The organism is Streptosporangium sp. NBC_01810 (assembly GCF_035917355.1).
GTDB lineage: Bacteria > Actinomycetota > Actinomycetes > Streptosporangiales > Streptosporangiaceae > Streptosporangium.
On record NZ_CP109070.1, the window covers coordinates 6971873 to 6995937 of the forward strand.

General features: G+C 67.5%; 21 protein-coding genes. 13 read left to right on the top strand and 8 right to left on the bottom strand.

Translation table 11 applies throughout. The annotated features are described in order from the left end of the window. Positions 1-306 precede the first annotated feature (306 nt). The gene (locus OIE13_RS31510; protein ID WP_326829119.1) at positions 307-1284 is read right to left on the bottom strand and encodes an SUMF1/EgtB/PvdO family nonheme iron enzyme; all 978 of its coding nucleotides are present in this window, start codon (positions 1282-1284) and stop codon (positions 307-309) included. A 156-nt stretch (positions 1285-1440) separates the two neighbouring features. Further along, positions 1441-2232 (bottom strand): aminotransferase class IV family protein, encoded by a 792-nt coding sequence (locus tag OIE13_RS31515; protein WP_326829120.1) that lies wholly within the window; start codon positions 2230-2232, stop codon positions 1441-1443. A gap of 191 nt (positions 2233-2423) precedes the next feature. On the opposite strand from OIE13_RS31515, the gene OIE13_RS31520 reads away from it, so the two are divergent. From OIE13_RS31520 to OIE13_RS31555, 8 genes are all read left to right on the top strand, one after another. Continuing rightward, positions 2424-3674 (top strand): methionine adenosyltransferase, encoded by a 1251-nt coding sequence (locus OIE13_RS31520; RefSeq protein WP_326829121.1) that lies wholly within the window; start codon positions 2424-2426, stop codon positions 3672-3674. A 26-nt stretch (positions 3675-3700) separates the two neighbouring features. Continuing rightward, positions 3701-4579, top strand: coding sequence for an aminoglycoside phosphotransferase family protein (locus tag OIE13_RS31525; RefSeq protein ID WP_326829122.1), 879 nt, complete (start codon positions 3701-3703; stop codon positions 4577-4579). Further along, complete coding sequence (locus OIE13_RS31530; protein WP_326829123.1) at positions 4573-5265, top strand: histidine phosphatase family protein; 693 nt, start codon at positions 4573-4575, stop codon at positions 5263-5265. The genes OIE13_RS31525 and OIE13_RS31530 overlap by 7 nt, the downstream gene beginning before the upstream one ends. Then, complete coding sequence (serS, locus tag OIE13_RS31535; RefSeq protein ID WP_326829124.1) at positions 5258-6550, top strand: serine--tRNA ligase; 1293 nt, start codon at positions 5258-5260, stop codon at positions 6548-6550. Before OIE13_RS31530 ends, serS begins: the two co-directional genes overlap by 8 nt. After that, positions 6547-7569, top strand: coding sequence for a hypothetical protein (locus tag OIE13_RS31540; RefSeq protein WP_326829125.1), 1023 nt, complete (start codon positions 6547-6549; stop codon positions 7567-7569). Before serS ends, OIE13_RS31540 begins: the two co-directional genes overlap by 4 nt. Beyond that, positions 7569-8561 (top strand): hypothetical protein, encoded by a 993-nt coding sequence (locus OIE13_RS31545; RefSeq protein ID WP_326829126.1) that lies wholly within the window; start codon positions 7569-7571, stop codon positions 8559-8561. Before OIE13_RS31540 ends, OIE13_RS31545 begins: the two co-directional genes overlap by 1 nt. Further along, complete coding sequence (locus OIE13_RS31550) at positions 8527-9432, top strand: phosphotransferase family protein (RefSeq protein ID WP_326829127.1); 906 nt, start codon at positions 8527-8529, stop codon at positions 9430-9432. The genes OIE13_RS31545 and OIE13_RS31550 overlap by 35 nt, the downstream gene beginning before the upstream one ends. 104 nt (positions 9433-9536) lie before the next feature. Further along, on the top strand, positions 9537-9995 hold the full coding sequence (locus OIE13_RS31555) for a hypothetical protein (protein WP_326829128.1): 459 nt from the start codon (positions 9537-9539) through the stop codon (positions 9993-9995). A gap of 416 nt (positions 9996-10411) precedes the next feature. Here the strand turns inward: OIE13_RS31555 and OIE13_RS31560 are convergent, their stop codons facing one another. Beyond that, complete coding sequence (locus OIE13_RS31560; RefSeq protein WP_326829129.1) at positions 10412-11299, bottom strand: hypothetical protein; 888 nt, start codon at positions 11297-11299, stop codon at positions 10412-10414. A gap of 185 nt (positions 11300-11484) precedes the next feature. Here OIE13_RS31560 and OIE13_RS31565 point away from each other — a divergent pair, with 185 nt between their 5' ends. Continuing rightward, positions 11485-13653 (top strand): transglycosylase domain-containing protein, encoded by a 2169-nt coding sequence (locus OIE13_RS31565; protein ID WP_326829130.1) that lies wholly within the window; start codon positions 11485-11487, stop codon positions 13651-13653. Positions 13654-13820: 167 nt separating this feature from the next. Here the strand turns inward: OIE13_RS31565 and OIE13_RS31570 are convergent, their stop codons facing one another. Next, a complete protein-coding gene (locus OIE13_RS31570) occupies positions 13821-14333 on the bottom strand; it encodes an NUDIX domain-containing protein (protein WP_326829131.1) in 513 nt (170 codons plus the stop codon). An 825-nt stretch (positions 14334-15158) separates the two neighbouring features. Here OIE13_RS31570 and OIE13_RS31575 point away from each other — a divergent pair. The 4 genes from OIE13_RS31575 to OIE13_RS31590 all read left to right on the top strand — a co-directional run bounded on the left by OIE13_RS31575 (position 15159) and on the right by OIE13_RS31590 (position 19939). Then, a complete protein-coding gene (locus OIE13_RS31575) occupies positions 15159-15701 on the top strand; it encodes a (2Fe-2S)-binding protein (RefSeq protein WP_326829132.1) in 543 nt (180 codons plus the stop codon). After that, complete coding sequence (locus OIE13_RS31580; RefSeq protein WP_326829133.1) at positions 15698-16687, top strand: FAD binding domain-containing protein; 990 nt, start codon at positions 15698-15700, stop codon at positions 16685-16687. Before OIE13_RS31575 ends, OIE13_RS31580 begins: the two co-directional genes overlap by 4 nt. A gap of 34 nt (positions 16688-16721) precedes the next feature. Beyond that, on the top strand, positions 16722-18890 hold the full coding sequence (locus tag OIE13_RS31585) for a xanthine dehydrogenase family protein molybdopterin-binding subunit (protein ID WP_326829134.1): 2169 nt from the start codon (positions 16722-16724) through the stop codon (positions 18888-18890). 179 nt (positions 18891-19069) lie between these two features. Further along, positions 19070-19939, top strand: a complete 870-nt coding sequence (locus OIE13_RS31590; RefSeq protein WP_326829135.1) for an AraC family transcriptional regulator — start codon at positions 19070-19072, stop codon at positions 19937-19939. Here OIE13_RS31590 and OIE13_RS31595 read toward each other — a convergent pair. The 4 genes from OIE13_RS31595 to OIE13_RS31610 all read right to left on the bottom strand — a co-directional run bounded on the left by OIE13_RS31595 (position 19821) and on the right by OIE13_RS31610 (position 23655). Next, positions 19821-20693 carry a MerR family transcriptional regulator gene (locus tag OIE13_RS31595; RefSeq protein ID WP_326829136.1) on the bottom strand — a complete coding sequence of 291 codons (873 nt, stop codon included), beginning with the start codon at positions 20691-20693 and terminating at the stop codon, positions 19821-19823. The genes OIE13_RS31590 and OIE13_RS31595 overlap by 119 nt on opposite strands. 115 nt (positions 20694-20808) lie before the next feature. After that, positions 20809-21111, bottom strand: coding sequence for a hypothetical protein (locus OIE13_RS31600; RefSeq protein WP_326829137.1), 303 nt, complete (start codon positions 21109-21111; stop codon positions 20809-20811). Between the two features lie 7 nt (positions 21112-21118). Beyond that, complete coding sequence (locus OIE13_RS31605; RefSeq protein ID WP_326829138.1) at positions 21119-21712, bottom strand: hypothetical protein; 594 nt, start codon at positions 21710-21712, stop codon at positions 21119-21121. Next, positions 21709-23655 (bottom strand): hypothetical protein, encoded by a 1947-nt coding sequence (locus tag OIE13_RS31610; RefSeq protein ID WP_326829139.1) that lies wholly within the window; start codon positions 23653-23655, stop codon positions 21709-21711. Before OIE13_RS31610 ends, OIE13_RS31605 begins: the two co-directional genes overlap by 4 nt. Between the last annotated feature and the right edge of the window lie 410 nt (positions 23656-24065).

Sequence of the window (24065 nt, forward strand, 5' to 3'; positions counted from 1 at the left end):
TACGCGGGGGTGCGACGTCGCACCCCCGGGCCGTACGGGAGAGACGACCGGACCTCCACCCGACGCCGCCGGGCAGGAGGCGGCCGGGCACGACCCCCGCGACCACGGGAGACGCCGACTTTCATCCCATAAGGGGGGTGAAAGAGGAGGGCGGCGCTCTCGTGGTCACGGGCTCCACCGCTTCGTCCTCCGAAAGAGGGGGCATTCCTATTGAGAACGCCCCAGCATCCGACCTCGCCGGCGCCGCCCGCCGGATCGCCGAAACCGAAAGAAAAGGAAACACTCAAACAGCAAAATCGGTTGAGATTATTGCAATCGGTGTTGATTCACTCTGGGCGCTGCTAGGGCGGCGGTCGGGCATGCGCACCTGAAACCGGTATCGTCATCCATCATCCTGGCATCGGCGTCGTTGACGGCGGAGGCGACTGCCAGGCTGAAAGGGCTGGTGAAGGCGCTGCCTTTGAGGACGAATCGGCCAGGTTCTGTTTCGGTTCGGCACCACTCCCACACGTTGCCGCTCATGTCGTACACCCCGTAAGGGCTGATGCCGCTGTGATAGCGGTCTACCGGTGTCGTATGGCCGACGCCGGATTCACGGACGTTGCATTTGGCAGCCGTGGGCTGGCTGCCCCAGGGGTACACGTTCCCCTGATTGCTGCGGGCGGTCTTCTCCCACTCCTCCGCGGTCGGTAGAGATTTCTGAGCCCACGCGGCGTAGGCCTGCGCGTCTCGGAAGGTGACATTGACGACCGGATGACTCCTCAACTCCTCAGGCCAGTGTCCATCAGGCCAGTGGGTGGGAGGGAGGTGATCGGTCGCTGCGACGAAGTTGGCGTAGTCCCGGTTCGTCACCGGGGTGACGTCGATGTAGAAGGCCGGCAACCAGATTGGCTGGTCATCTGAGCCGGACAAGAAGACGCCCGCATCGATCAGCGTCATGAGCTTGCCGTCAACCGGATGTCTGATCTGACAGATCGGTTGATCGAGAGGGCCTTCATTTCCGAAGCCTGGAGGATCATCTGGGGTCGCCGGCCCGCCGGCCGTCGCCTTCGGGCCGGATAGCAGTTCGAACCGGACCTTCACTTCAGAAGATGATCGATCAAGGGCAGTGTCCAGGATCGCCTGGCTGTCCGGTCGGGGATGTATATCAGCCCCCCCGGCCTCCCATTTGGAGACCGCACGATCGCTGACTCCGAGGTGCGCGGCGAATTCCCGTACGCTCATCCGCTTCGCCTCGCGTAAGGCCCGCGTCTCACGACCGGACCACTTCCGGACCGTGGTCACAGAGAGGTTCCTCCAGCCTGTCGGCTGCGGCTTTCCTGCCGATCACCGTTAACGAAGATGATCGGAAATTACCATACGAAGCGCAGGAGGTAACGGATTCCGTTGAGACGGAGGTAGACGATTCTCGGGCGGGAGAAGCCCGGTGAGAAGTGACAACTACAGGGTGTCTCCTGGAATCGCCATGTACTCGCGCTGCAGTAGATCGATGGCAGGAAGATCTGCCGTGAAATCGACCCCGTCGATCGACCTGATGGGCCTGACACCGATGGCGGCATTGGTGATGAATGCGGCCTCCATCATCCCTATCTCGTGAAGTGTCACCTCGACAGTCTCGAACTCGATGCCGTTGCGTTCCATCACCTCGGTGACCAGGCGCATGGTGACGCCAGGCAGCCAATCGGACTGAGGCCACAGGACCTTCCCGTCACGGAGGAAGGCGACGTTCCACGTCGCGCCTTCGGAGATTCGTGACTTGGCGTCCGCGAACACGACGTCGTCGTAGCCGTCGAGCTGCGCGGCCCGCCGGTGGCGCATGGTGCCGAAGAGACCGACGTGCTTGACCTCCGGAAGTTCGCGCTCGTAGTGAACGGAGCGCAGCTTCAACGGAGGCAGCGCCCCGGTCGAGGCCGGCCGGGTGGAGACCAGGATGCGCGGATGCGCATCGGCGCCCGGATGGGCCAGGTCGAGTGTCGGGTCGAATACGGTGACCCTCACGATCCGGGGGAGCGTCACGGTCGCGACGGCGCGCCGGGCGAGACGCCGTACCAGTTCCAGGTCGAGGTCGACGCCATGGAGAGCCTGGCAGTCGTGACGGAGCCTGTCCAAATGCAGCGAGAGGCCGCGGACCCGGCCGTCCTCCTCCACTCGCATCGAGGTGAAGTGCCCGTAGTTGTACAGCCCGAGCGCGCCGAGCTCGTCAGGTGTGACCGGTCGTCCGTCCAACTCCATGTGATCATCCTGGCAGCTTTCGGGTTACCGCGCAGGAGGTGAATCCGTCTTGTTCGACGCTGGTTCAGCGCCGGTGCGACACACGCTCGTTCCCTTTGATCACAGCGTGTCACACGATGACCTCACCACAGGGCGGTCGTGCCACCCGGCAGCCTCGGCGTGGCCGTCCAACGTCGAGAACAGGAGATGTCTTGCGCCACCACAAGCTCCAGATCGACCAGAGCATCATCGTCGTCGAACCGGGTCGGCCCGCGGCCGATGAGGTCACCATCCTGGAGAGAAAGGGCATGGGGCATCCCGACACTCTCGCCGATCACCTGGCGGAGAGACTCTCGCGTGTCTACAGCCGCTACACGCTGGACGCCTTCGGGGCGGTGCTGCACCACAACTTCGACAAGCTGGCTCTTCTCGGCGGGGCCTGCGAGGTCCGCTACGGGTCGGGGCGCATGCTCGCTCCGGTGCGGGTGCTCGTGAACGGCAGGACGGCGCGATCCTGCGGGGACCAGGCGATTCCGGTGGAGGACCTCGTCACCGAGACCGTGCGGGCTTTCTTCGCCGAGCGGCTCCCCGAGCTCGACGGGCACCTGAGCGTCGAGCTGAACATCACCGGCAACCCGAGCCCCGGAGCGGTGATCACCGACGGTGCGGTGGCCGATCGCACCGTCTGGTTCGCCCCCCGCTCGCTCGACGACCTGCGCGAGCGGCGGACCCGGCTGGCCAACGACACCTCACTGGGAACCGGCTGGGCGCCGGAGAACCGCTTCGAGTCGTTCGCCCGGGAACTGGTCGACAGGCTGGCGGCGCCGGGCGACTTCACCCGGGAAAACACCTGGTGCGGCTCTGACATCAAGCTGATGGGCTATGCGACGGCGGATGAGGCCGACGTGGTGATGTGTGTCCCGCAGAAGTCCGCCCACGTGCCAAGTCGTACCGCCTACGTCGCCAACAGGGAGAAGGTCCTCGCCGAGTGTCACCGGCTCGCCGCCGAGCGGCTTGGCGGCATCCCGGTGCGGTTCCGGATCAACGTCCGCGACATCCTGGAGCGCGACGAGCTGTACCTGACCTACACCGGCAGCTCCATCGAGTCGGGCGACGAGGGCGTGGTGGGACGCGGCAACCGGGTCAACGGCCTGATCACTCCACTGCGGCCGATGAACATGGAAGGCGCCAACGGCAAGAACCCCGTCTACCACGTCGGCAAGCTCTACAACGTGGCCGCGCGGCGGCTGGCCCGGCGCCTTCACGAGGAGACCGGTGACTACGCCGAGGTCCACCTGATCAGCGCGACCGGCCAGCGGCTCGACCGCCCCTGGCGCGTGTTGGTACGGCTGGCCGCCCCCGACCCGCAGATGGACAAGGTCCACGCCCTGGTCTTCGAGACGCTCGACGGGTTCCCCGCCCTGACGGACGAGATCCTGACCACCGAACTGCTGCTGAGCTGACCGTGGACACCACTGCCATACCGCCGGTGACCGCGGCCTGCCGTCAGCGCCTGGCCGACCACTACGGACCCGGCGTCACCGAGTGGCTCGACCGCGTACCCCGGATGATCGAGTCTGTCGCCGTGAGTCGAGGCCTCGTCGTCGACGGCCAGCACGACGCCGGCTGCGCCTCCGTGATCGCCACGGCGACGGACGGCCTCGGAACCCGGCTGATCCTCAAGGCCTGGTACGACCACGACCGCTTCCGCAACGAGCTGATCGCGTTGCGGCATTGGTCGCCCGGCCCGGTCCCCGGCGTACGTCACGTGGACGGGACCCGGGCCGTGGCCGTCCTCGACATGGTCGGCGGCCAGGCCGGAGGCGACCTGCCTCCATGCGAGGAACAGCAGGCCGTGGCCGAGGGGCTCGGCGTCCTGCACACCCGGCCCGCGCCGGCCGGTCTTCCCGCCCTCGACGACTACCTGGCGGACGCCGTCCTGCCCCGCGTCCACCGGCGTCTCGCCCGATCCGCGGGTGATGTCCCGGCCGTGGCCGTACGGCTCGGCCTCGACGCGATGAGCAGGCTGCGCACGGGCCACCGCCGTCCGGTGCTGCTCCACGCCGATCTCTACCGGGAGAACGTCCTGTTCGACGAGATGCGCGGGATGGTCTTCATCGACCCGCTCCCGATGGTCGGGGATCCGGTGTTCGACTGGGGGTTCTGGACCGTCTACTACGACCTCGACCGCGATCCCGTCGGCAGGCTGCGGCTCGCGACGCAGACCAGTGGTATCCCGCCGGTGGAGCTGGTGCCCTGGTGCCTGGCCCTGTGCCTGGACGGCCTCCTCTACTACCACGAGGTCGGGGATCCGCGCCTGGGGAGCATCGGAGATGTCATGGTGATCCTGGCGAGAGAGGTATGGTGATCAGTTACCTCGTGCGGCACGGCCGGACCGCCTACAGCGCCACCTACCGGCTCAACGGCGACCCTCGCGTTCCGGTCGGCCTCGACGGTGTGGGCCGCCGGCAGTGCCGGATGGCGGCCACTCGAATCGGCGCGGTCACGTCCTGCGTCACCAGCGGTCTCCCTCGGGCACGCCAGTCAGCCGCGCTCCTGCTCGGCGGGCGACAGGTGCCGATCACGGTGGACGCCCGGCTTAACGAGCTTCACTACGGGCAGTTCGAGGGGAAGCCGTTCATGGAGTACGCCCGCTGGCTGGAGCACGAAGGCCCCTGGCGCCGACCGCCTGAAGGCGTCGAGTCCCAGCGGGAGGGCATCCGCCGGATGCTGGATGGGATACGCGCGGCCACCGTCCACCCCGGCCCGCGCCTTACCGTCACCCACGGCCTTGCGGTCTCGGTCCTGCTGTGGTGCCAGGCCAACGCGTCCGTGCCGCTTACGGACATGTTCTTTCCGGAGGCGCCGTACGCGACCGCCTGGGGCATTCCCGATGAGGAGCTGATCGCCCTCACCGACCAACGTGTCACGGAGATTGATATGCGATTACTCATCCGATCCCATGACGGCCCGCGTTCCGATCGGGCGCCGTCGGCGGAGTTGCTACCTTCGGGACCACGACACGCCAAGGAAGAAGAGGACTCTCATGCATGATCCCCGCGCCCTGCTGGAGATGGGCGCCGAAGCCGTCCGCCGCCTCGCCCGACGCGGCTACACCCTGGACATCGCCCAGCTGGAGGACCTCTCCTCCCGCCGCAACAAGAGCGTCCAGTCGGCTGACGAACTGCGTGCCGAGTCCAACCGCGTCGCCCAGGAGGTTCCGAAAGTCGTCCGCGCCGGAGGCGACCCCTCCGAGTTGAAGGAGCGCGCCCGTCGGCTCAAGGAGCAGATCCGCGACGCCGAGGCTGAGCAGGAACAGCTCCAGGCCGAACTGCGCGACTTCATGCTGGGCATCCCGAACCTCCCCCTCGACACCGTGCCGGACGGCGACTCCGAGGACTTCGCGGTCGAGGTCCGCCGGCATGGCACCCCCTCGTCGTTCTCCTTCCAGCCCAAGGACCACGTTGATCTCGGCGAGGCCATGGGCATCCTCGACTTCGGGCGCGCCACCAAGCTGTCGGGACCGCGGTTCAGCGTCGCCAAGGGCGCCGGAGCGACACTCGAACGCGGCCTGGCCGCCTTCTTCCTCGACCTGCACACCCGCCGCCACGGGTACACCGAGTGTTCGGTGCCCAACCTGGTCACCCCCGAGACGATGACCGGCACCGGGCAGCTCCCCAAGTTCGAGGAGGACCTGTTCAAGACCGGCGTCGGCTCGCGGCAGCTGTACCTGATCCCCACTGCCGAGGTGCCCCTCACGAACCTGCACGCCGGCGAGATCATCGACGCCTCCGCGCTGCCCATCGCCTACACGGCCCACACGCCCTGCTACCGCTCCGAGGCGGGCTCCTACGGCCGTGACACCCGGGGCATCCTCCGCCTCCACCAGTTCGCCAAGGTCGAGCTCGTGCGCATCTGCGCGGCCGAGGACTCCCAGGCCGAACTGGAGAAGATGCTCTCCCACGCCGAAGCCTGCCTGAAGGAGCTCGGCCTGGCCTACCGGGTGGTCATGCTCCCCGCCGGGGACATGGGCTTCTCCGCCCAGGTCACTTACGACATCGAAGTCTGGCTGCCCACTCAGCAGCGCTACCGCGAGATCTCCTCCTGCTCCGACTGCGGCACCTTCCAGGCCCGCCGTGCCGCCATCCGGGTTCGCGACAAGGACGGCAAGAAGTCCTTCGCCGCCACGCTGAACGGATCCGGCCTGCCCATCGGCCGCACCATGGCCGCCGTGATGGAGCAGTACCAGCAGCAGGATGGCTCGATCCTCATGCCGGACGCCCTCGTCCCTTACGTGGGGTTCAAGGCGATCGGCCCCGACGGCACACCGCACACATGATGCTCGTCGGGGTCTGCGACTTCCCCGGCAGCTACGCCTTCCCGCCGCAGGGCTATGGCGGGATCGAACGCTGGCTGTGGGCGGTCGCCGTCGGCGCACGCCGAGCAGGTGCCCAGGTGCACCTGCTCGGCCCCCGGTGGCGAGACGACCTCGGCGACGGATGGACCACCCGTCCCGTACGTCTCGAAGCACTGGAGCCCGGGTCCCGCGAAACGGCCCAGCTCAAGGCCACCGGCTACGACCTCCTGGTCGTCGGTCACGAATACCCCTCCCTGCCCGCGTGGCGGAAGGTGCGGCAGGAGCTCGGCTGCGACGTCGCGACGTTCCAGCACGCCCCGGCCTTCCGCCACCGGCCGGATGCCTTCGACGGCGACCGGGCACGGCTGTACTGCTACTCGCCGGAGATGATCGAGCGGTACGGCGAGCACCGACCGATCCCCGAACTCGCCGTCCACCTCGGCCTCCACGAGGAGGAGCCACCCGCCAGAACCGGAGCCGACCTGCTGTGGCTCGGCCGCATCGACGCCGAGAAGGCCCCGCACATCGCCGTCATGGCCGCCGGCATCCTCGGCCGGCGCATCAAGGTGGTCGGCCCCGTCTTCGACCAGGAGTACGTGGCACAGCACGCCCACCTGTTCGCCCAAGAACACGTCGAGATGGCAGGCGAGCTGGGCGGCCCCGCCAAGACCGCCGCCTTCCGCGACGCCGCTGTCTACGTCTACACCTACGCCCGGACCTACGTGGAGGCAGGCGCGGCCGTCTTCGGTGAATCCCTGCGCGCGGGGACACCCGTCGCCGCCCTCACCTGGCGACCCGGAACCTGCGCCGACGCAGCCCTGTGCCTCCGCACCGGCAGCGTCGCCGTCACCGATCCGGCCGTCACCGACTTTGAGGCGGCCCACGCCCTGGCCGCCGCCATCGAGACCGCTGCCCAGCTCAACGCCCCCGACGTGCAGGAGATCGGCATGCACCGCTTCCACCCTGTCCGGCACTTCACGGCCCTGGCGTCGAGGCCCTGATGGACGGCCTCGGCGACCGCTTACTGGCCGCGCTACGAGGCGGACTCGGCGGCCAGTGGGACATCGACACCGACGGCGAGCAGCTCAGCATCAGACATGCCGCGCGGGGCACACCGTACTGGCCGCCACGGGATCCGCCTGACTGGCGGACGCTGCTCACCCGCATCGAGCACGGCTTCGCCGACCACGCGGTCCCCCGAGCCGAACCCCTGCCGGTGCGGTGGGGCAGGGAGACCGACCTCACCATCTCCGCCGTCCAGGCCCTCGACCCCTACCTCAAGCACCGCCGACCGTACACCTACCGCCGCGGATACCTCCCTCAGCCCGTTGTCCGGCTCACCGGCCTGCGAGAACCCGATGGCGCGCTGCGCGACGGATTTCTCACCTCGTTCGTCAACGTCTCCTGTGTCTCTCCCATCCCCTCGATTGAAGAACATGTCAGGATCCTCGACGCCTGGCTGGGCGTGCTCGCCGGAATCGGACTGCACGCCCGCCATATCGAGATCTACGGAAGCCTCCTGCCCTGGCAGCGCGGTCCCGTCGGCGGGATCACGCTCAGGTTCCGGCACGCCGGTCTCACCATCGGAGACCTCGTCCTGCTCTGGAACCGGCAGGAACCGACCATCATGGCGACCGACCTCGGCTCCGGCCTGGAGCGGCTGGGCTGGGCGATCACACGCTCACCGTGGCCGACGCTCGTCCATGGCCGTCTCGCGGCAACCGCCGGCACCGGGACGTTGGACGCCATCCGGACCGCGACCCTCATCGCGGGCCACGGCATACAACCCGCCGACCGGGGCCCCGGATACGCGCTGCGCCGCCTGATGCGTGCCGTTTGGCCGTCCCTCGGCCTCAGCACCGCCGTACGGCACGCTCACAGCTACTGGGACGAGATCTCCAGGATGGTCACCCCGTGGCCGGAAATCTGCCGCTGCCTCGAAGAGGAGGTGTCGCGACGTGACCACCGAATCCGTTCACGACTTGCTCGGTGACCTGAGTACGCGCTACGGGGACTGGGATGCCCCAGTGACCAAGCCCTACAGCCTGAACTACCGGAATACCGCAGGCAACACGATCCTCAAGATCTATCGGCGCATCACCCCCGTCCAGCGGCAGCGACGAGAGACCGAGGCCCTGGAACGCGCTCCCGCATTTGGGGTGAAGACACCCCGGGTCCTCGAAGCCGGACGGCTCGGCCGTGACGCCTGGACAGTGATCACCGTGATCCCCGGAAGACCTCTCACGCTCAGCACGCCTGTTGATGTGGAGGAGTACCTGCACCGTGTCCTGGAGCTGACACAGGCCTTGGCCGCTCAACGATCTCCGGTGACACCGGGGGACGGCTGGGAAGAGGCTCATGACGCACGAACTACTGGCGATTACCTAGCCGACATGCTGTCGTCGCGTGTCCGCCGGACCTCCTGGTGGCCCGAATTGCGCGCCAAGCTCGCCGACCTTGACGGAGAACCTCTCGTCTATCTGCACGGTGACGTCAAACCCGAACACATCCTCGTGGAGGACGCCCAGGCGCATGTCGTCGACTGGGAGGCCAGCGCACGGGGTCCGGCGATCAGGGACGTCGCGGACGCCATGTTCCACGCCGCACGAGACCTGGAGTACGACGGTGTCGAAGTCCGCTCCTTCGTGTCGGCTTTCCAGGCGCCGGCCTTGGCGGATCGCAATGTGTCTCCGATGCTCGCATGGCGGGTCGCGCTCTGGGCCGACCGGCGCCGCCCGCTGAATGTCCACCGCCTGTCTGCGTCGCTCATGGCCGAACTGCTGTCGACCACCACCCATGAGGACGCCTGCACTGTTCTCCTTCAGATCATCCGCGCCATGCGTCTCATCGGGACACCCCGCTGACGGAACCGTCACCGGCGATGTCGCGGCTGCTCGATCAATGGACCGGCCACCTGCGGCCGCCCACTCCGAGTAATTGCAACAGAGAGAAGTGAGTGGGGCGGGCTATGCGATCCCTGTGTGACGGACGGTCGATCCACCTGCTGGACATCGAGAACCTGACGGCGTCCTCCTTGCCGACGACGGCCGAGGTGGGGCAGACGATGAACGAGTATCGGGAGCACGTCCCGATCGGCCCCATGGATCAGTTCATCGTCGCGGTGAACCCTCGCTCCATGGTGAATGTGGGAATCGCGATCCGTGGAGTGCAGCTGCTGATCCGCTCGGGCGCCGACGGAGCCGACAGAGCCCTCGTCGAAGCGGCCGTGAGCGGCAGGATCGACCTGCGGTTCGAGCGAGTCGTCATCGGTTCGGGAGACGGCTACTTCGCCGACCTGGCCGCCTGGCTGGCGGCAGCGGGACTGCACGTGACCGTGGTCAGCCGCCCCGCCTCGCTGAACTGGCGCCTTTACGCCGCCGCCGGCGACATCACCTACCTCCCTCCGGCCCTGGCTCTGGCCGCCTGACATCCATCGTGTTGACCCGCGCCAAGCAGTAGTCCGCCGGTGAGCGGCCAGGCGCCGCTCGCACCTCGAAACGGAGAGCACCATGGCATCGCTGGTCATTGACAACCGGGCGTTTCATCCCGATCCGATGACCATCGCGTGGGCGATCGAGGAGATGCCCCGGTACGGCTCGCTACGAGGAGACCGGTTGGGCACGTCTGCCGGACCATCACCCGATGTCCAGCCGCTCCGGACTCACGATGGACGGCTTCGAGACGTCGTCCACGGTCGGTGACGAGGGCCACGAAGACGGCGCGGGGTGAGTCGAGGGTACGGGGGGCGTGCCGTACCCGGGACTGTTGGGGCATCTCAGGTGTTCTTGGCGTCTTCCGGAATGGGCGTGTGATGCAGGACCGGCACAGACGCCCGGTCGATGCTCAACCCGCCCGCGCGATCTGGAACGAATAGGCCCCGGTCTTCGCCGTACCCGATCTGACCACGAGCGCATACCTGCCGTCTCCGTTGGAGAGCGGGATGTCGAACTCGTATCCGCAGAGTGGGACGGGTTGCCGTGGACCGGCGACGTTCTTCTCCGCGGCATCTGTGAGCTCCAGCTCGATGGCCGTGCACGCCCCGGTCCCACCGAGGATCTTGATGGCCGACGCGCCGTCCGCGTCGAACTCGAAGCGGTCGATGCGTCCTGGGACGTCCAGCCGCCCCGCGCCGTCCGGGCTGCCCCCGCCGATCTGCAGGCCGATCGTCGCCGGGAAGGTGCGGACCTTCACCGTCGCGATCCTGAGACTGTACGGCCCGATGACGTTCGTGTTCCCGAAGACCTCCAGCCGGTGCCTGCCCGCCTTGGTCAGCTTGACGACCGACGTGCCCCAGCTGAGAGCGATGCCGGACGGGCTGACCGGCTGGCCGTCGACCTCGGAGAACACCTGGAGCTGGATGTCGTCGCCGGTCATGTCGGTGACGTAGAACTCCCTGCTGTCGCCCAGGTCCAGGGTGAACTTGTCCCGCTGCCCGGCGCGGGTGAGCTCGGCCGCGACGGTGCCGCCGTCGACGAGGGTCCCACCCGGCTGCACAGCCGTCTGGGCCTGGGCCGGGTCGCCCGTCTCGGTCTTGGTCTCGGCCGGCTCGCTGTTCTCCGTGGGTTGGGTGGTCTCGGCGGTCGCCGTGCTGGTCACGCGCTCCGGAACGGGCTGATCGTTCCGGAGCGTGTCAACGCCGGCACCGCATCCGGTGATGGTCAGGAACACGAGGGTCGCGCCGGCGGCAAGCCGGAGGGGCACACTGAGGCGTCCGGTGAGGGAGGCTTTCATGCCAGCCATTGTGTGCAGCCCGCTTGCAGCCGGCTTGCGCTCCTCGTCCACGGCCTCGGCGGGGTCCATTAGGCTGTCTGTTCACGGGTGATCCAGAGCTCTCCGGAGATAACCGGCGCTGTGCGCTATGTGGCAGAAAGCGCTTTATGTGCACAGAACAGGGTTAAAGCTTAGAATCTACGCTTATGTCGGAACGGGGTAAGGATCAGTCGGGGACCGCGTCGAAGATCATGCGTCTTGCCGCCGTGGGGACGGCGGCGGGTGTGCTGGTCGCGGGGATCGCACTACCGGCCGTGGGGGGTGCGGGGCTCGGCATCGTGTCGGCGACCAACCAGCTGAACCTCAACCCCGAGGAGCTCGTCGAGCCTCCGCCGGCGGAGGTCACCGTTGTGCAGGACGCCAGGGGCAGGGAGATCGCACGGTTCTACGAGGAGTACCGCGAGGTCGTCAAGCTCGACCAGGTGGCCGAGGTCATGAAGACCGCGATCGTCTCGATCGAGGACTACCGGTTCTACGAGCACGGTGCGATCGACATCGAGGGCACGATCCGCGCGTTCGCCAAGAACCTCCAGGCGGACGGGGTGAGCCAGGGCGGCTCCAGCATCACCCAGCAGTACGTCAAGCAGGTGCTGCTCAACTCCGCCGAGACCGACGCGGAGAAGGACAAGGCGCTGGAGGCCAGCTACGCGCGCAAGCTCAATGAGCTGCGCCATGCGATGGCGGTGGAGCAGAAGTACTCCAAGGACGAGATCCTGGAGAAGTACCTGAACATCGCCTACTTCGGCGCGGGTGCCTATGGCGTCGAGGCGGCGGCCAAGCGGTTCTTCGGTGTCACGGCGGCCGAGCTCACCCTGCCGCAGGCGGCGACACTGGCCGGTGCCGTGCAGGACCCCAACGCCACCGACCCCAACCTGGGGGCGAAGCAGCGTGAGCGGCTGCTGAACCGGCGCAACGTGGTGCTGAACCGGATGGCCGAGCTGGGCAAGATCACCACGGCCGAGGCGGCTGAGGCGAAGGCCACCAGGCTCGGCTACAAGGGTACGAAGCTACCCGGCGGCTGCGAGGCCGGCGACTATCCGTACTTCTGCGTCTACGTCCGCAACGAGATCCTGAAAAATCCTGACTTCGGGAAGACGGCCAAGGCACGCGTGGCGTTCCTCAACCGTGGCGGTCTGACGATCAGGACCACCATCGACCCGACCATGCAGGCGGCGGCGGACCGGGCGATCAGGAAGTGGGTCAACCCCTCCGACAACCCGGTGGCGGCCGAGGCCCTGGTCCAGCCGGGCACCGGGGCGATCAAGGCCATGGCGGCCAGCCGGGCGTACGGCCAGAACAAGGCCAGGAACGAGATGTCCTACAACGTCGTCGCGGACGCCACGCACGGCGGTGGCGTCGGCTTCCAGGCCGGCTCGACCTTCAAGACGTTCACGCTGCTCACCGCGCTGAACAAGGGTATGAAGGTCAACGACGGCTTCAGCGTCGGCGCCGGTTACACGGCCCCGGGCTATTCGTCGTTCAAGAACTGCAAGGGCGAGAACATCGGTGACCCGACCCACACCGTGACCAACGACGAGGGCAGCCCCGGCTGGCGAACCCTGCAGACCGGCACCTGGGGCTCGGTGAACACCTTCTTCATGGTGCTGGAGCAGCGCGTCGGGCTCTGTGACACGGTCAAGACCGCCAAGTCGCTGGGTATCCGCCGCTCCGACGGGCTCGCGCTCCAGGAGTACGAGACGTTCACGCTCGGCACCAACGAGATGGACCCGGTGACCGTGGCGAACGCGTACGCCACGATCGGCGCGCGCGGCAAGTACTGCGCGCCGATGGTGATCACCCAGATCACCGACCGCGACGGCAAGGTCACCGAGTATGAGCCCAAGTGCCGCCAGGCGCTCGACCCCGAGGTGGCCGACGCGGCGGCGGACGTGCTGTCCGGGGTGTTCACCAAGGGCACGATGCGTGCCGTCGGCGGCATCGGCCGCGACGCGGCGGGCAAGACCGGCACCACCGACAGCTCCGCCACCGCCTGGTTCGCCGGGTTCACCCCGGACCTGGCCGGCGCGGTCAGCATCGGCGACCCGCGCGGCGCGCAGAAGTACAAGCTGAACGGCGTCACGATCGGCGGACGCTACTACGGCTCGGTCTTCGGCGCCAGCATCCCGGGCCCGATCTGGAAGGACACGATGCTGGCGGCGCTGCGGAACGTCGAGCCGACGTCGTTCACCCCGATCAACTCGGCCCGGTTCGGCGGCTGCGGCCAGAGCTGCCGGCCCGCGCCGCCCCCGTCGAACGACGACGGTCCCGACGGCAACGAGCAAATCAACATCCCCCTCGGCGGTTACGGCGACTGACGCGACGCGAGGGCTCACCCCGATCCGATCGTCGGTGCGGGCCCTTGTCGCAGGTTGGGTCTACCGGCGGGAGCAGCGTTTCCGTATGCCTTTTGCCGGTCAATGAGCGAGGCCGTCGGAGCGACGCCAATCCGGCCGAGTGTCCTGCGGATCTCCGGAGGGGGTTTCTAGCCGGGTGGGTCGGGGTGGTGCCAGGGAAAGTTGACGGGCTCGCGTGGGATGTCGCCGGCGAGCAGACGTTCCATCAGCCCGGCCAGGCCGAGCGGGATGACCTGCTCGGCGGTGCTCCGAAGCTCGGGCAGTGACCACCAGTGGAAGCGGTCGAGCATCGCCCGTTCTTGATCTTCCATGCCGGAGACGTCGACTTCGAGCTCCCGGATGCGGAGGAAGAAGAAGGAGTCGAAGGAGAGGAACAGCCGGCCGTCGGCGTGACGCCAGTGGCCCGAACTGGTGGCCACGACGTGCTCGAACTCTCCGGGCGGTACCGAGTGTCCGGTCTCCTCGCGGAGCTCGCGAGCCGCGGCGTGATTCAGCGGCTCGCTCTCCTTGACGCCGCCGCCTGGAGTGAACCAGGCATAGCCGGGGTTCTTCATCAGCCCCAGCCCGCGATAGAGCAGAAGCCGATCTTTGTCATCGACCAGCAGGATCCGCGCGGACGGCCGGAGGATGGCTTCGGGCATGCCGTGATCATAGGCGCCGCCGCGGCGACATGGCCGTCGACGCGTTCCCGGTGTCGAACCGGCGGCCGGGACCGTGATCCTGTCGACAGGACGCCGGCTCTGACGACTAGCGGCGGCCGGAGGTGAGTCCCGGAGGCGCCGCGGCCAGGGCTTTCTGGATGGCGTCGATCAGTGCCAGCGCCGACTCCTCGTACGATCTTGCTCGGCGGCCTCGCGCGGTCGAGCCATCTCCTTATCAGCGGGGGAGGTGGCCGACCACGCTCCCGTCAGACACGATCATCGGCACCTCTACCGCCACACCTGTACCAAAGCTCAAGGCAGATGCTAGATGCCCGGCTCGTACGGCTCGTGAGCCGGATGGGCAAACGCCGGAAAAGGTGCGCCTCATGAACTGGCATCTCATCCAGCCAGGGGATCGCGTCCAGCATCTCGTGCTCCATGCGCAAGCGCTGCTGGGCGCCTCCAGGCAGGAGAGACCCTCGAACCTCGCGTATGCGTTGTGGGACGGTCGGGGCGGGACGAGGGGCCCGGGTTCGTGTTCGGTGCGGATGCCACGGCTGACCAGGCGTTTGAGCTTGACGTGTCCGTTCTCGGGGTGTCTGGGGACCTGCCTGATCTTCGGGGTTCCGTGACCTCGCGCGCCGGCCACCGACGCGAGCAGGATTGTGCAAGAGTTCGCGAGTTTTGGTCTCCCCCTCCCTTTCGCGGAACTGTTTACATGGCTTGTCGCCGGCCATCCACTTCCACGGTGGATCCAAAAGCCGTATCCCCCTGGCATCCGGCGGTGCGCACGTGGGTCCGCTGCGTGGCGAGAAAGGCGAGACATTGACCGACGACACCCATAACGAGATTTCGCTCCGCGTCAACGACGTGACCCACCGATTGATCGTTGACAACCGCACGACGCTGCTCGACGCATTACGGGAGGGGATCGGCCACACCGGCTCGAAAAAGGGCTGCGACCATGGGCAATGCGGCGCCTGCACCGTACTCCGCGATGGCAGACGGGTGGTGTCCTGTCTGATGCCGGCGGTCGCCGCCGAGGGCGCCGAGATCACCACCGTTGAAGGTCTCGCCGGTGACGGTGAACTGCGGCCGATACAGCAGGCGTTCGTGCGGCTCGATGGTTTCCAGTGCGGGTACTGCACTTCCGGGCAGATCTGCTCGGCTGTCGGGATGCTGGCGGAGCACGCGGCAGGCTGGCCGAGCGCCGTCACCGCCGACGGCTCCCCGGACGGCCCGGCACCGGAACTGGATGAGACGGAGGTGTGCGAGCGGATGAGCGGCAATCTGTGCCGCTGCGGTGCGTATCCGTCGATCGTGCGCGCGGTCCTTGAGACAGCCGCCCGCGAGGAGGTGGCGGGGTGAAGGCGTTCGCCTACCGGCGCGCGACAGAGGTCCGTGATGCGCTCACCCTGGCCGCCGAGGACGACGGCACACGCTACCTCGGCGGCGGCACGAACCTCGTCGACCTGATGAAAGACGGGGTCGAGGCGCCCACCCGGCTGGTGGACGTGCGGTTTCTTCCGCTTGACGGTGTCCGCGAAGCGCCGGACGGTGGGCTGGTCATCGGTGCGACGACGACCAACAGCGACGCCGCGGCCCATCCCGAGGTGCGACGCCGGTATCCGGCGTTGAGCCAGGCGGTGCTGGCGGGCGCGTCGGGCCAGCTGCGGAACATGGCCACGGTGGGCGGCAACCTGCTACAGCGGACCCGGTGCGCCTACTTCGCCGACCCCTCGCAGGCGTGCGACAAGCGGGTTTCCGGCAGCGGGTGTTCCGCGATCGCCGGGGAGCACCACAACCACGCCATCCTCGGCTGGTCCCGTCACTGTGTGGCCACCCATCCCTCGGACATGGCGGTGGCGATGGCCGCGTTCGACGCGGTCGTGCACTACGAGACGCTCGACGGTGCCGGTGAGATCCCGCTGTCGGAGTTCTACCTGCCGGTCGGTGACACGCCGCAGCGGGAGACGGTGTTGCCGCCGGGAGCCTTGATCACAGCGGTCGCCCTCCCGAAGTCCGCGGTCTCGCCGCGGTCGCGGTACCGGAAGGTCCGCGAGCGTGCGTCCTACGCCTTCGCCAACGTGTCCATCGCGGCCGATCTGGACGTTCACCATGGATCGGTGCGGAGCGTGCGGATCGCGCTCGGCGCTGTCGCGTCGCGACCCTGGCGCGCTCGGACCGCCGAGGCATTTCTCCAGGACGGTCCCGCCACCGCTGACAGGTTCCGGGCCGCCGCCGACGCGGAACTGTCCACCGCCGAACCGTTGCCCGGCAACGGATACAAGGTGACGCTGGCCCGCAATCTCATCGTGGCCGTCCTGACCGAACTCGCCGATCGTGCCATGTGATGACCCGGCAGACCGCAGGAGAGGAGATCCGCGCATGACCGCGTTCACCGGACGTGAATTTCCGGACGTGACGACCACGGACGGCCGCCTTGCCGGCAGCGCCGGGGTCGCCGGCCTGGCCACAGGCGCCATCGGGATCGCACGACCCCGGATCGAAGGACGGGCCAAGGTCACCGGCAGCGCGCGCTACGCCGCCGACGAGCCAGTGCGGGACCTGGCCTTTGGCTCGGTCGTCCTGTCCACCGTGTCCCGGGGGCGCATCCTCGACATCGACGTCTCGGCCGTCCGGGACATGCCCGGGGTGCTGGACGTGATCGACCACAGGAACGCCCCCCGGCTCAACCCGGCGGCCGGGCATTTCTTCGGCCCGGACGGTGGGCTGCGGCTGTTGCAGGACGACGCGATCCCGTACGCCGGCCGGCCTGTCGCACTCGTGGTGGCGGAAACGCTTGAGCAGGCCCAAGCGGCGGCCGAGGCGCTGCCGGTGACCTATGAAGAGCAGCCGCACGACACGGATTTCTCCGCCGATCATCCGGCGGCCCGCCCAGCGTTGGCGCTCTTCGACGGGCCGGCGAACATCGGTGACGTGGAAGCGGAGCTGGCCGCGTCCGCGGTGGTGGTCGACGAGCGGTACCGCACGCCCGAGGAACACTGCAGCGCCATGGAGCCACACTCGGCGACCGCGTGGTGGGAGGGAGAGCACCTGCAGGCCATCGACTCCAACCAGGGGCCCTTCTATGTCGCCAGCGTCCTGGCCACGCTGTTCTCCCTGAGTTTCGAGCAGGTGCGCATCCGCACCGAGCACGTCGGCGGGGGTTTCGGCTCCAAGGGACTGTGCGGCCCGCAGCTGATACTGGCCGTGATGGCCACAATGCGGTCAAGGCGGCCCGTGCGAGTCACACTGACCCGCGACCAGGTGTTCCTGACGACCGCGCTGAGGCCGGAGACCGACCAATCGATTCGGATCGGCGCCGATGCCGATGGCCGCCTGCGGGCGATCCACCACGAGGCGGCGTTCGAGCTCTCACCGCTCGCGGAGTACATCGAGGGCTGCACCGAACTCACCAAGACGCTCTACGCGGCATCCGCGATCCGTACCCGGCTCACCGCGGTTCCGCTCGACATCCTGCCGCCGTACTCGATGCGCGGCCCCGGTGCCGCACCCGGTTCGTTCGCCCTCGAATCCGCCATGGACGAGCTGGCGGAGCGGCTGGGCATCGACCCGCTCGAACTCCGGCTACGCAACGAGCCCACCGTCGGCCCCATATCCGGCCTGCCGTTCAGCAGCCGCAACCTGGTCGCGTGCCTGCGTGAAGGCGCGCGCAGGTTCGGCTGGGCCACACGTGATCATCGGCCGCGGATGCGGCGGGAAGGGCGCCTGCTCGTCGGTACCGGGCTGGCCGCCACGTCCTTCAGCGCCGGGGCGTTTCCCTCATCGGCGTCGATCACCGCTGAGCCGGACGGGACCTTCACCGTGGCCATCGGCGCCACCGACCTCGGCACCGGCGCACGCACCGCGCTGACCGCGATCGCCGCCGACGCGCTGGCGGTCGGCACCGAGGGGATACGACTCCGGATCTCGGACAGCGACCTCGGTCCCGCATGGAGCGCGGGCGGATCCCGGGGGACGACGTCCTGGGCCTGGGCGATCACCGAGGCCGCGGCGCGGTTGCGCGACCAGCCGCGCGATCCGGCGCGACCGGTGACCGTCACGGTCGACACCACACAGCTGCTCAACGATCTGCCGGCCAGGGAACGACATTCCTACAGCGCCGTATTCGCCGAAGTGACCGTCGATCCGGCGACCGGCGAAGTGCGCGTGCGGCGGTTGCTCGGAATGTTCGCGGTGGGCCGGGTGGTCAACCCACTCATGGCGCGTAGCCAGGTCATCGGGGGAATGATCGGAGGGCTGTCCATGGCGTTGCACGAAGAGGGCATCCGCGATCCGGTCTCGGGCCGGCACATCAACGCGGACTTCGCCGGCTACCACATCGCCGCGCACGCCGACGTGCCCGACATCGAAGCCGATTTCGTGCCCGATTACGAACCTGGCATCCCCCTGGGTATCAAGGGTGCCGGTGAGATCGGCAACGTCGGCACCGCGGCCGCGATCGCCAACGCCGTCTGGCACGCCACCGGATTCCGCCGGCGGACACTCCCGATCCGTCTCGACCGCGTACTGGAGGAGTATCCGCTGAAGTGAGTCGCGGACGGTGGAGGGCGGAGCCTGGATCGGTGCGTGCCGACTCGTGCCCGCCCTCTCGACCTCGCCCGGATCATGCTTGCCTGGCGACATCGGGGGTGGTTTCGTGAGGTGTGCGCACCACTTTTGACTTACTGGACGAGAGCCGCGGCATCATCGCGGTCCATGCTCGACCGGACATGACGACGCCGATCGCGGGGCTGTTGTTGTCGAAGATGGAAACGGAGACACCGGACTATTCGCTGACCGAGCCGCTGCTGGTCGTCATGGTTCAAGGCGGCAAACGCATCCTGCTCGGCGACCAGGTCTTCGAGTACCGGGCGGGGCACTGCCTCGTGGTCACCGCCAGCCTGCCCGTCACCGGCCACTTCCTCGATGCCAGCCCACACGTCCCGTCGCTGGCCATGGGGTTGGTGCTGCGCCCGACCGTTCTCGCCCAGCTCCTGTTGGAGGTCCCGGCCGGACGATGGTCCCGCACTCCGGCCGATCAGCCCGCGATCGCGACCGGTGAGGCCGACGCCGATCTGCTGGATGCCGTGGCCCGGATGCTGCGGCTGCTCGACCATCCCGCGGACGCGCCGGTGCTCGCCCCACTGATCGAGCGCGAGATCCTCTGGCGGCTGCTCACCGGCCCGCACGGCGGCATGATCCGCCAGATCGGCCTGGCCGACGGCAGCCTGTCCCATGTCAGCCGGGCGATCCAGTGGATCCGCGAGAACTACGCCGAACCCATCCGGATCTCCGGCCTCGCCCGGTTGGCCGGAATGAGCCCGTCCGCGTTCCACCGGCACTTCCGCGCCATCACGACCCTGAGCCCTCTGCAGTACCAGAAACGCATCCGCCTCCAGGAAGCCCGCTCGTTGCTGGTCGCCCGTGCGGGAGATGTCGTCGGCGTCGCACATCTCGTCGGCTACGACAGCCCATCGCAATTCAACCGCGAATACCGCCGCCTGTTCGGCGCCCCACCCGGCCAGGACGCCGCACGTCTCCGCGCCGACCCCGCCCCCCACGACACCCGCCACCTGCCCTGCGAAAGGCCACTGGCTTAGCGGCATTTCCCCTTGGTCCGGCGCGACGGTACAGATCTCTGCGCCATCGCATCCGGGCGAGCGAATGTATTAATCCTCCCCCTCGGAGGGGTCGACCAGCAGAGAACCCCGCCAACATGACGTCCATCCGCGGTTCCGTCCCCGCCCGCAAGGCCTCGAGCGTGTGACGCACAGACCGGATCTGCCGTTCGATGCGGTTCCGTTCCTCTTCCAGCGCGGCGATGTGGGCGCGGAGCCCGTCGCATGCTTCCACCTCGCCCGCCAGGACCTGGGCGATGGCCGGCAAGCCCATCCCGAGCCGGCGCATGAGCAGGATCCGCTGCAGCCGGGCGACCGCGGTGGGGTCGTAGTAGCGGTATCCGTTCGCGCCCACCCGGGAAGGGGCCAAGAGCCTGACGCGGTCGTAGTGCCGCAGGGTACGGCTGGTGATGCCCGCTCCCAGGCTCCAGCCGCCGCCAGGGTTTCGGTCGACGGGTGCCCCGTTTGTCCCACTTGAGCCTGACACAAGGGGATCTGCACGTTGGCGGCGCGTGGAGAGCCGAACTGCTCCCACAGGAGTTCGCAGCCTTCGGCTACGACGTCGCAGATCTGCTCCTCCTGGGATAGTCGTTTGAACGTTGAGGGTGACATGGCAAGTGTCAGGAATCCATGCTGAGTTGCCAGAAACGGCGAGTTGCCAAGTTCTGGCAACTCGCCGTTTCTGGCAACTTTGACCAATCGGGGCAGCCTTGGCAGCCGCAGGACAGTCGGGCACGATGGTCAGTGGGCGGCCGGGACCTCGTCGTCGCTCAGGCAGTTCAGACCAGTACCGAGGACCCTTGAGGTCAGGGCCTCCGCGAGCGCGAAGCGCCGGAGCTGTCCTGGCCTCGTCAGGGGAGGCCGTACCGTTGTTTGATCATTTTGGCCTCCTCCTCGCTCACCTGGCGGGGGGTGATGGCCAGGGTTCTCTGCAGGTCAGAGATGATCTTCTCGCCCGCGCCCCGGACCCGGGTGCGGTGCTGGACGAGCTGGGCGTCGAACTGCTTGGCGGTCGGCCCCGACCACACCTTGCCCTCATGGAAGTCCCGGTACGGGGTCTCGATACCGCTCTCGATCTCCTGGATCAGCGGCTCGACCGTCCGCAGGGCATCCCCCAACGCCGCGTGGAGCGGATTGGGCACCAGCTTGGCCATGATCCGATCAGTCCTTCGGGGTGGGGGAGGTCTCCGTCTTCGCGGACGGCGCGCTGGCGTCGGTGAGCAGCTTCGGCGCGATCAGCTTCATCAACGCCAGCACATCAGCGGCATTGTCCCGCCCCTCGGCCCCGATCTCCAGCTGAATGTTGATCTCTGCCTTACCTCGCACCAGCGTGGAGAACGCGGCGTTGTCCTCGCCGCTGGCCCGCCTGAAGTAGTAGCCGGTGACCCCGGGGAGGATCTCCGGCAGCGGTGTGGCGCCATCTCCGAGCATCTCCTCAACGTCTCCCTTATCTCCCCCCGGCGTGAGATCAACCTGTAGCACCTTCAACCGCTCGCCCTCTCGCTGGTAGACCGCGCAGCCTCCAGCGCCGAGGCCTCCGGAAATCGTGAAATCGAAGTAGCCGCGGACCAGTGGATTGCGCACCCCGGTCATCAGCTCAACCGCCTTCAATGGGATGTGATCGCAGAGGTACGGGGGTGCGGCCACTGTCGGCAACGGAGTGCGATCGACCGCCACCTCATCGCTCTGGCAAGCCGTGGAGATAGCCATGGCACAGGCCAATACCGTCATGGCGACTAACGCTTTTCTCGTCATGATCCGTACTTGTCGAAGCCTGCGGAGAAACCCAGTTCCAGGAGGCTCTCAGCCTCCCGCCAAGGTTTTCCTGACAGCCCCTCGTAGAGCCAGCGATCGTAGGCCTCCACCCGTCGATACTGGTCAGTGGTGTTGGTGGCCGTTTTGTCGATCATCTCGTCCCTGGTCATGAGTGTCCGGCCGTCGTCCTTGAGGAAGTTGTTGGGGTTGTCACGGGGATCATCCCCCTTCTCCAGGCCCTCCAGCGTGGCCCAGGGGTGATTCCGGCCGGCGGGCTCAGCGGAACCGAAAAGGCCGTTTTTGAGCATGGCCTGGGCGGCAAGGTCGTGCACAAGCCCCCGGGTTCTGTCGACGGCGGCGTTGGCATCAATGCGGGCGTTGTCCTCCGCGCTGCCTTTCGCGGTGTCCTCAATCATTCCGGTCCAGGCCCCGGTGACATCGGCGATGACCGGCCAGGCTCCCGTCTGGGGGACGATGAGGCCGGTATTGACCACTGCCATGAGTAACTTCATGTTGCGTTGCTGTGCCTCGTCCAGATCCTTGCCTTCCTCGATCTTCGCCAGGCCCGCCGCATCAGTGATCATTCCGAAGCCTGCTCCGGCCCGTCTCGCACTGTTCAGGAGGGTTTCACCGCCGTGCCCAGCAGCCATCTCAGCGGCACCGTAGTCAAGGAGCCAGCCGGTGAACACCGTCTGAGCGGCCAGAACAGGAGCAAATGCCTTGGGGTCCGCGAACGCCTCCTTCATCACCTGACGGAGCTCTCCCTTATTGAACTGGGCACCCCAAGGTTCCGGCTCAGATGTGCCGGGACTGTCGGCACCTCGAACCCCAGCTGCGATGCTGTTGTCACCTTTCTGGGCGACGTGGTTGATATCGCTGATGTAGCCCGCCAAAACGCGTCCCATCGAGGCGGCGTTCACCGAGGAGTCAGAGGAGCCCTCCTTGATCCGTACGGCTTCCAGGTGGACCAACTCCGAGGCGAGTTTGGCCGACAGGAAGCCGCGTGACGGGTTCTGCGGTGAGCCGTTGTGATCGCGGAAGGTGAGCGTCGCGGCCTCCAGTACCTTGCCCAGGACCACGCCGTCGTCACTCAGGCCCCGTTCGGTCAGGAAGCGTTTCAGCATGGTCGGGTCGCCCGCGAAGAAGTCCTGGGCCGCCGCGGGATCACGGCTGAGCCCTTCCAGCAGGGTCACCATGACACGCGGATCCAGCGGCGTCTCGCGATCGGCGGACTCGATCTTCCTCGCGGTGGCGAGGAGGAAGGCGGTGCTGAAGGTGCCGTGCTTGAGGGCCAGTGTGGCGGCGTAGCCCTTCTCCCACCCGACGTAACCCCCCTTCCGGTCGGTATCGAGATCGGACAGGAGTTCCTTCCACCAGGCGTCGCCCAGTCGCGGGTTCGCCGTACCCAGGGTTTTTCCGAGGGCGGCCTGTAGGCGCTCCGCCTTCTTGTCGTCCTTGCGTTTCGCGGTCTCGACCATCAGCTCGCGGAACCTCGCCGCGCCCAGCGCGTTCATCAGCGCGGCGGCGAACGTCGCGTCCCCGGCTCGCTTCTCCAGTCCGGTCAGCAGCTTCCCGTCGACCTTGCCGTCCTCGGCGGTCCTGCCGAGGCCGAAGGTCGCCGCGTAGACGTCCGGGTTGTGGCCGGCCTTGCCGTACAGCGTCTCGTCGAAGGCGGCCAGCCCGCTGGGGGCCTTGGTGGTGGCACCCCACTCGGTGAGCTTGGTGCGGATCGTCTCGTTGCGGCGTCGCAGGTCGGGACGGCTGGTTCCGATCCAGCTCCGCATCTCGCGCAGCGCGCCCAGCCCGGAGGTGTCCAGGTCGAGCCGCTGCAAGGTGCGGTGGATCTGCGGCTCGTTTCGGCTGAGCGCGTCCTCCGCCCGGCCGAGCCCTCGCTCGAAGTCGTCCATCCTGGCGGGGTCGATCCCCGAGTAATCGCCGTTCACGCTCGGGGCCGGAGCCGCGGCCGTAGCCGGAGGGCGTTGAGGAGTGGGGGAAGGTACGGCGAGCGGTGCCGATTGAGGGGCTTCGGGCCGCGGGGAAGGAGACTGTCCGCCAGGGGCGGGTTGAGGGGAGGGCGAGGGCGTGGGATACGGATGGGTCATGAGGGCGCTGGACTCCAGCTCGGTCCGTGGAAGGTAACAGCTCCATCGGACATATTAATTTCAATCTGTCTATCTCGTAAAGATCTCCATTAAAGTGGGCATAGTTGATAACTATGCTGGCTGCGACCTGGCATTTGACTAAACAGCCGGGTTTGATAAACGAAATCGACGTGTCGATCGAGCCGAAGCCGGGAGACGGCTCTGCTACTTCCGCGCAGAGGTCAAGGCGTCGACCCGCGCTTTGGCAGGGC